Below are 8,782 nucleotides of genomic sequence, written 5' to 3'. Positions count from 1 at the left end.
ATAAAATAACATAAAAAAAAACGTAACAATGCTAGTATCTATAACTAAAATTAAAAGCACATCACTATTAAAATCAATGTCTCTATTCTCTGTAGAATACAGACTGAAAAAACAAATGAAAGAAGTAAAGTGTTTAAAATATAGAAGTCTAAAGCTTTTCAGGATAGTCTACACAATGACATTATGGAGAGACCATGAACATATGTTAGAATTCAGAAACAATGGAGAACATAGAAATGTGATGAAAGATATAGGTAAAATAGCAGTATATGGCGCCTATGTTTCCTATGAAACAGAAAAAAGTCCTTCATGGAAATCTGCTATAAAGGTGTTAAACGAAAAAGGAAAGAAAGTAAACTATTAACCGATTTATTAAATTATAGAATATGGAAATTGAAAAACAATTTTATCCAATTAGGCTAATAAACATTAGTGAATTAAAGGATAATAAAATGATTGGTGTTAATAAAGAAAATGTAGAACTTGTAGTGGTTAATAATCACGACGGGATTAAAATATTTCAAGGACTATGTCCACACGAAAAAGAACTTCTAAGTTTCGGAGAAATTGACGAAGAGCTAAACATTGTATGTCCAGCACATCAATGGAAATTTAATTCCCTGTCAGGAGAAAATAAATGTAATCCAAAAGGCAGCCTAAAAACGTTCTATTATGAAATCGTTAATGGGGATATTTTTATTGATAAAAACGAACTTTTAGATCATAAAAGGGAGATGGAAAATGCGCCTGCGCAAAGACAAATTCGTATAAAAACATTAAAAGATTTGCCGGGTCCAAAAGCAATACCTGTTTTCGGAAACTCATTAAGCTTTCTTTCCAAAATGACAAAAGTGCATTTACAATACGAAGAATGGGCAAAGCAATATGGGTCTTTTTATAAGATTAATGTTAATGGAGAAGACGGAGTAGTAATTTCGGAAGCGTCTTTTATCAAGGAAATTCTAAATCAGCGGCCTTATAAATACAGACGTTTCAAAAATATCAGACCAGTATTAGAAGAGATGGATGTTCATAACCTTTTCTCAACAGAAGGAGATGAGTGGAAAAGAAGTAGAAAATACGTAACCCAGGCATTATCAAATAAAGTACTCCGATCGTTTTATCCATCGATAAAAGAAACTACTGAAGATCTCTATAATCACTGGGAGAGAACATTAGAAAAAACTTCAGAGATAGATGTGCACAAAGACATTTTTAATTACTCCTTTGATATTATATCTTATTTAGCATTTGGACAGAAAATAGGAACTGTCGGAAATGAAGAAAGTAAGATTCAGAACAATTACAAAAGAGTAATGAACATGATTCAATTTCGAATTGTGGTTCCTTTTCAATATTGGAAATTTTTTAAACTACCTAAAGATCATAAGTTAGATAATGATCTAAAAGAAATAAAGGAAGGTATTTGGAAGTATATAAATGAAGCAAAAGAAAGGATCAGATTAAATCCGGAATTAAAAGAAAACCCAACAAACTATATTGAGGCATTACTACAAGCAACAGATGATCAAGGCGTATACCTGACAGATGAAGAGATTTATCCGAGCATATTTGGTACGCTCGTAGCAGGAGAAGATACTACTGCTAATACCATATTATGGGTACTTCATTACATCACAGATTATCCGGAAGTCCAGAAAAAAATGAGGGAAGAAATAACACTTGTTTTAGGAGATGAGAAGTTTTTGCAAGTAATGGATGATTCCAATGAGTTGGAATATGTAAATGCAGTTATTTATGAGGTGATGAGGTTAAAACCAGTAATTCCTGTTATAGCCTTAACTACAAATGAAGACTGTATTATTGGAGAATATGAAATACAAAAAGATACAGACGTGTTTCTGTTATCGCACTACAGAGATCAGGAAAGTTGCCCTTTTTTAAAGAGAGAAGCATTTGACCCGGAGCGTTGGGTAGAAAGTAAGAGTATAACATTTCATACCAATCAAAGTAATCTTATTCCTTTTGGACTTGGAAAAAGGATATGTCCGGGAAAATCATTGGCAATGGTAGAAATGAAAACCATTTTGTGTATGATTTTAAAAAATTATGAAATAAGTAAATCAGACAAAGAAAATAAGGTAGAAGACCATTTTAATACAACGCTGGGACCGAGTAAATTCAGTATAAAAATAGGGCGTATAAATGCGCCGGTTGCGGTGGTATAAAAGCGAATCATTTGAATTATAAACTAAAGCCTTAGATTTTTTAAAAACTATAAAATGGATAATAAAACGGCAATTATATTAGGAGGAGGTATTTCTGGATTATTGGTTTCAAAAGTACTCAGCAAAAAGTATGAAAAAGTAATCATCATCGAAAAAGACAAACTGGAAGATAAACCAGAAGTACGGCAAGGACAATCTCATGCAGGACAGTTTCATGTGTTGCTGCTTAGAGGCTTGAATACCTTAGAGCACTATTTTAAGGGGATTACAGGAGAGCTAAAAGATAGTGGCGCGGTAGAGTTAGATCTGGGAAATGGTGCCTACTGGTATTCTTATGGAGGAGTAAAAAAAAACAAGATTACAGGTATAAACACCTTATTATCTAGCAGAAAAATAATTGACTATACACTTCGAAAAAGGGTAGAGAAAATACCTAATGTTCAAATAGTAGATAAAACCAAATATATTGATCTTATTGAAGAAAACGGAACAATTAAAGGCGTGAAAGTTAAAGGGATAGATACTGACGAATATGAAATAAAATCAGATTTGGTTATTGATGCAACCGGAAGAGGTTCCTTAACGCCTAAGTGGTTAGAGAATAACAATTTCTCAAAAGTAGAAGAGGAGAGAACCGTCGTTAATATTACCTACAAAACAGCAATATACAACAGCCCCAAAGGAGGACTTCAGGACGGAAAGATGCTGATGTACTCGCCAACATCTCCCGAAAAAATAGGAGTAGTGATACAACCTATTGAAAATAATCAAAACTTGGTTTGTGTAGCGGGGTGGCATAAAGAAGATCCTCCGACTGATGAAGATTTACTTGAATTCCTTAAACAATTACCGGATGAAAGATTTTATAAGGTATTATCTGCATGCAATAAAGAGAGCGATTTTGTAACCTACAAGGTTCCTTATTGTTTAAGGAGGTATTTTGAAAAATTAGCTGATTTCCCTAAAGGATTCCTTCCGATAGGTGATGTGTTTTGTAATTTGAATCCGGCACACGGACAAGGTATAACCTCAGCTTGTTTGCAAGTAGAAATTTTAGAGAAGCTAATACAGAAACATGATCCGGCAAATATGTCTGCAATCTATTTTAAAAAAATAGTTAAGGTTTTAGATGAGTGTTGGAGTGCCTCAGCCTATGAAAATTTCAGATACGAGGAAACTATAGGTATAAAACCTAAAGCACTAAACCTTGTTAATAAATATATGGTAGCAATTCATAAAGCAGCCAATAAGGATGCATCAGTATATGCTGAGCTGGTAAAGGTTTCTGTTATGATAAAACCTGCAATGAATTTATTTTCTCCTCCTTTTATGTGGAAAGTATTCGCGGCTAATATGCGTAAATAGTTTTTTTATTAATTAAAACCAAGGAAGAACCAATGAAAGCAATAATGTTTCCAGGACAAGGAGCCCAATACAAAGGAATGGGGAAGGACCTTTTTGAGAAGTATAAAGACAAAATGGAAATAGCCTCAAATATCCTCGGATATGACCTAGAAGAATTATGTCTCAAAGATCCAAAAAAAGAACTTAACAAAACAGAATTTACCCAACCTGCTTTGTTTGTTGTTAACGCATTAAAGTACGAGGAACAATTTGCTTCAACCCAAGCAAATTATTTTATCGGTCATAGTTTAGGCGAATATAATGCTTTATTGGCAGCAGGAGCATTTGATTTTGAAACAGGAGTACGAATTGTACAAAAGAGAGGAGCTTTGATGGGAGAAGCTTCCGGGGGAGCTATGGCAGCTGTTTTAGGATTAGATGAAATTGCTTTAAAAGAAAAACTGGAAGAAGGAGGACATCATGCTATAGATATTGCTAATTTCAATACGCCAGCACAAGTAGTAGTATCTGGTCCTGAAGCTGCAATCAATCAGTTGGTAAAAGATTTTGATCAACAAAATATAAAAATTATTCAATTGCTGGTTACGGCACCATTTCACTCCAGATATATGCAAAGCGCAGTAGAAGAGTTTAATAATTTTATTCATAAACTAGAATTCAATAAGCTCAAAGTTCCGGTAGTTTCTAATGTTACGGCTAGAAGTTATAACCAGCATCAAATTAAAGATTTACTGAGTAAGCAAATAGCAAGTTCGGTGCAATGGGTAGATTCTATCCGTTATCTGATGGGGAAGAATGTTAAAGAATATGAAGAAGTAGGAGGAGATAGATTAACCAAAATGGTTGAGCAAATTCAGAACAATTGTACGCCCATCTATGAAGAAATAAAGATAGGAAAGGGAATCTTTAATAGCGAAAAGCAAGTAGAGAAAGAAACAATAGAAGCAACAGAAACAACCATCAACCATAGAATAAATACATTAGGAAGTAGCACATTTTGTAAAAGATACGACACTTCTTATGCCTATGTAGCAGGAGGTCTCCATATGGGAATAGCTTCTGTAGAGATGGTAAAAAAAATGGCGAATTCTCAGATGTTAGGTTTTTTGGGAACCAAAGGGCGCACCATAAAAGAAATTAATAATGATATAGAAAAGCTTCAGGAACAAGTAACAAAAGAAAGACCTTTTGGAGTTAATTTATATCACAATATTCTTGAACCAAATAAAGAAATTGAATTAGTTAATAAGTTGTTAGATAATGGGATTACAATAATTGAAGCAGGTGGATTTAGCCAAATCACCCTGGCATTGGCCTATTTTAGGACGGTTGGATTAGTAAGGAAAAAGGATCAGAGTATAAAATGTAAAAACCAAATCATAGCCAAAATATCGCGACCAGAAGTAGCAGAAGGTTTTATGAAACCAGTTCCTGAAAGACTTATTAAAAGGTTGTTGGACAAAGAATGGATAACACAAGATCAAGCAGAAATGGCAAGAGAAATTCCTTTAAGTGGTGATATCTGTATTGAAGCAGACCCGGGAGGCGTTACGCATAGAAGTGCTGCATTTGTTTTGTTTCCTTCTATAAAAAGTTTACGCAACCAAATACAACAGCAATATGAGTATAAAGAACCCATACATCTGGGAATTTCCGGAGGAATAGGAACACCGGAAGCGGCTGTTAGTGCTTTTGTCATGGAAGCCGATTTTGTACTTACAGGTTCAATTAATCAGTGTACTGTAGAATCTTGTTTAAGTCCTATAGCCAAAGAGTTATTGCAAAATAGTGATGTACAAGATACAGCCTACATCCCGGACGAAGAACTATTTGAGATCGGTATACAAGCTCAGGTATTAAAGAAGGGTGTTCTCTTCGCAACACGTGCCAAAAAACTTTACGAGTTGTACCAACGATATGATAGTTTAGAGGCAATACCTGATGATGTAAGGGAGCAATTAGAGCTTAAATACTTCAAGAAAACTTTGCCTGAAGTATGGAAAACGATCAAGCAAGAGTTTATACAAAGAGGTGAAATATCACAAATAGAGAGTATCGAAGAAAGACCTAAGAAAAAGATGGCTACCCTATTTAAGTATTATCTAAGGCTGGCAAGTCAATATGCATTGGATGGAATTACAGAGGAACAAGGTAATTTTCAAATACAAAGCGGAGCAGCTTTAGGAGCATTTAATCAATGGGTAAAAGGAACTCCATTAGAAGTATGGCAAAATAGACATGTAGATGAAATTGGCATAAAAATTATGGAAGCTGCAGAAAAACTAATGAAGAATAAATTCACGTTGGCCGAAGTATAATTACGAAGTAAAAACAGTAAAATAGTAAGAGTATGAATATGAATACCAAAAGAGAACATGCAGTAGTAATCGGAGGGAGTATGGCTGGTTTAGTTACAGCAAGAGTACTAAGCAAACATTTTAGAAATGTAACCATTATAGAAAAAGATAAAGTAAATGATAAACCAGAGACGAGAAAAGGACAACCTCAAACCAGGCACATTCATTTGGTATTAGCCCAGGCAATGAATATACTCTTGGGTTATTTTCCATCACTAAAAAAAGAATTAATAGAAGCCGGGGCATTAGAACTGGATGTATGTAATGATTATAATTGGTATTCTTACGGAGGATATAAGAAAAAAGGAGTTACAGGAATTACAGCCCTTACTATGACAAGGGAACTTCTGGAATATCATGTAAAAAAGCATGTTTTGAGCATCGGGAATATTACGATTCTAGATGAAACCAAAGCGTTAGAAATGAAAATGAAAGATGAAAATGTCTACGCCTTAGTATTAGAAAAAGCAGGAGAAAAACAGCTTATAAATACCGATTTTGTAGTAGACGCATCAGGAAGAGGAACCAGAGCTTATAAATGGTTAGAGCAGCATGGATATGCGACACCGGAAGAAACTAAGATCAAGATTGATATAATGTACGTAACAATATTATTGGAGCGTAAAGAAATACCTCAAGGAAAAAAAGCAGAAGTAATTAGCTACACTCCGGATGCACCAAACGAAAAATTAGGAGCTGTACTTATGCCTATTGAAGAGAATAGATGGGTACTTACGCTAATAGGAATGAGAGGAGTTGAACCACCCCAAAATGATGAGGAATTATTAAAATTCTTAAAAGGACTTCCTATTTCAGGATTATATGATACTGTATCAGAAGCTAAGAGACTTACAGATTTTCTAGTATTTAAATGCCCACATAGTATAAGAAGACATTATGAAAAACTAAAAAAATTCCCGGGGTCTTATGTTGTTTTAGGAGATGCAGTTTCAAACTTCAACCCTATGTATGCGCAAGGAATGGCATCCTCTATATGCCAGGCCAAAGTTTTAGATGAAGTACTGACAATTATTCCAGCAAATGATAAAGTATTTAAGCCTCATATAAAAAAAGTAAATGCCGTAATAGAAGATTTTTGGACTGCGGGCTCTTATGAAGATTTTAAATATCCTGAAACAGAAGGAGAAAAACCTGTTGGACTAAAAATGGTTAATGGATACATGAAAGCTTTGCAAAAAGCAGCCAATAAAGACACAGAATTATTTAAAGAAATATTAGAAGTAGCGGGATATCTTAAATCAGGAAAAACACTATTTAGACCCAAAATTATGTGGAAAGTATTTAAAACAAATTTATAATTAAAATAAAAAACAAGAATATGAAAAATCAAATAATAGAGCAAATCAGAGAAAATTTACTTGAGATTATTCCAGAACTGGAAGGAAAAATAATATCTAATGATGAGAAACTATCAGATATTGGAGCAAATTCTATCGATAGAGCAGAATTAATCGCATTAACATTAGAACAATTAGAGAAAGAAATTCCTAGAATAGAATTAGCAGGAGCACAAACCATAAATGAATTAGCAGAATTGATTGCTGAAAAATAAAAACACCTGCGTTGCTATGAGTACAGATCAAATACATAAAGCTTGTGTAACAGGAATGGGAGTCGTTACCCCAGTAGGAATAGGAATTCCCGCTTTTACAGAGGCTTTAAAAAACGGAAAATCGAATTTTGCTATAAAGGAGTATGTTATAGAAGATAGAACCTTTAAATACGTATATGGGAAAGTAGAAGATTTTGATCTAAAAAAAAACATATCAGATAGTGAGTTTGAGGAGCATTGGAAACTAAAAGTTAAACGTTTACGGGATATTTCATTAAGTACTGCTTATGGAACATTTTGTGCTCTGGAAGCTTGGCATCAAGCCAAGCTTCCGTCAACGATAGATAAAAGTAAAATAGCTATAGTTGTAGCAGGCAGCAATACACAACAGCAGCATTGTCAGGATATCAGAGAAACGTACAAAAATAAAATGCAATTCATGAAACCTTCCTATGGATTCAATTTTTTGGATAGTGATATGATAGGTGTAGCATCAGAATTATTTGAGATTACAGGAGAAGGATTTACAGTTGGAGCAGCCAGTGCCAGTGGAAACATGGGAATCATTCAAGCTTGCAGACTTATAGAAACTCAAGCATATGATGTCGTTATGGTAATTGCTCCTATGATGGATTTATCCGTTTATGAATACCAAGGATTTTCTGCTTTGGGAGCTATGCAGCCAGTAGCATCAGAGACAGCGGAAATTCCCCTGTACAAACCTTTTGATATCAATCATTCAGGATTTGTATACGGACAAAATGCTGGAGCAATTATTTTAGAATCAAAGCAGCATGCGCAGCAAAGAAAAGCAAAAGTGTTTGGAACGATATCTGGCTATGGAGTTACACTAGATGCCAATAGAAACCCGAATCCTTCAGTAGATGGAGAACAAAAGGCTATAGCTAAAGCGATGCAAAAAGCAGGTATTTTGGCAGAACAAATTGATTACATTAATGCGCATGGTACAGGGGCAAAACTGGGAGATCATACAGAGATTGAAGCTTTGATTAATCTGGAACTCAGAAACAAACCGATAAACAGCACAAAATCACTAATTGGTCATGGTATCACAGCAGCAGGAACTGTAGAAGCTATTGCGAGTCTGATACAAATGAATGGAAATTTTGTGCACGAAAATCTTAATTTAGAAACACCGATAGATTACCCTATGGACTGGATACAAAGTTATAGAGAGGCCCATTCAATACAATACGCATTAAGTAATAGTTTTGGTTTTGGAGGTATCAATACAGCTATTATTCTAGAAGCATAACCAAAATAGAATCAGAAAAAAA

The 8,782-nt window shown here is 34.4% G+C and carries 7 protein-coding genes; all 7 read left to right on the top strand.

The window, feature by feature from the left end; all coding sequences use genetic code 11:
• The first annotated feature begins 28 nt into the window (after nucleotides 1-28).
• From LNP23_RS17365 to LNP23_RS17335, 7 genes are read left to right on the top strand one after another with little or no spacing between them, the layout of a single operon-like run.
• Nucleotides 29-364 carry a hypothetical protein gene (locus tag LNP23_RS17365; RefSeq protein WP_131701552.1) on the top strand — a complete coding sequence of 112 codons (336 nt, stop codon included), beginning with the start codon at nucleotides 29-31 and terminating at the stop codon, nucleotides 362-364.
• Between the two features lie 22 nt (nucleotides 365-386).
• On the top strand, nucleotides 387-2,189 hold the full coding sequence (locus LNP23_RS17360; protein ID WP_230002158.1) for a cytochrome P450: 1,803 nt from the start codon (nucleotides 387-389) through the stop codon (nucleotides 2,187-2,189).
• Nucleotides 2,190-2,243: 54 nt separating this feature from the next.
• Nucleotides 2,244-3,554 (top strand): NAD(P)/FAD-dependent oxidoreductase, encoded by a 1,311-nt coding sequence (locus LNP23_RS17355; RefSeq protein ID WP_230002157.1) that lies wholly within the window; start codon nucleotides 2,244-2,246, stop codon nucleotides 3,552-3,554.
• Between the two features lie 32 nt (nucleotides 3,555-3,586).
• Entirely contained in the window at nucleotides 3,587-5,872 is a 2,286-nt protein-coding gene (gene fabD, locus LNP23_RS17350) for an ACP S-malonyltransferase (protein ID WP_230002156.1), read from the top strand.
• Between the two features lie 32 nt (nucleotides 5,873-5,904).
• Nucleotides 5,905-7,230: an NAD(P)/FAD-dependent oxidoreductase gene (locus tag LNP23_RS17345; RefSeq protein ID WP_230002155.1), complete on the top strand. Its 1,326-nt coding sequence runs from the start codon at nucleotides 5,905-5,907 to the stop codon at nucleotides 7,228-7,230.
• A 20-nt stretch (nucleotides 7,231-7,250) separates the two neighbouring features.
• On the top strand, nucleotides 7,251-7,484 hold the full coding sequence (locus LNP23_RS17340) for a phosphopantetheine-binding protein (protein ID WP_047778066.1): 234 nt from the start codon (nucleotides 7,251-7,253) through the stop codon (nucleotides 7,482-7,484).
• Nucleotides 7,485-7,500: 16 nt separating this feature from the next.
• Complete coding sequence (locus tag LNP23_RS17335) at nucleotides 7,501-8,760, top strand: beta-ketoacyl synthase N-terminal-like domain-containing protein (RefSeq protein WP_230002154.1); 1,260 nt, start codon at nucleotides 7,501-7,503, stop codon at nucleotides 8,758-8,760.
• The last annotated feature ends 22 nt before the right edge of the window (nucleotides 8,761-8,782 follow it).

The organism is Flavobacterium cupriresistens, from assembly GCF_020911925.1.
In the GTDB taxonomy this organism is placed as follows: domain Bacteria; phylum Bacteroidota; class Bacteroidia; order Flavobacteriales; family Flavobacteriaceae; genus Flavobacterium; species Flavobacterium cupriresistens.
Note: the sequence above shows the minus strand (reverse complement) of the source record. Positions and strands in the feature narration are given on the sequence as shown.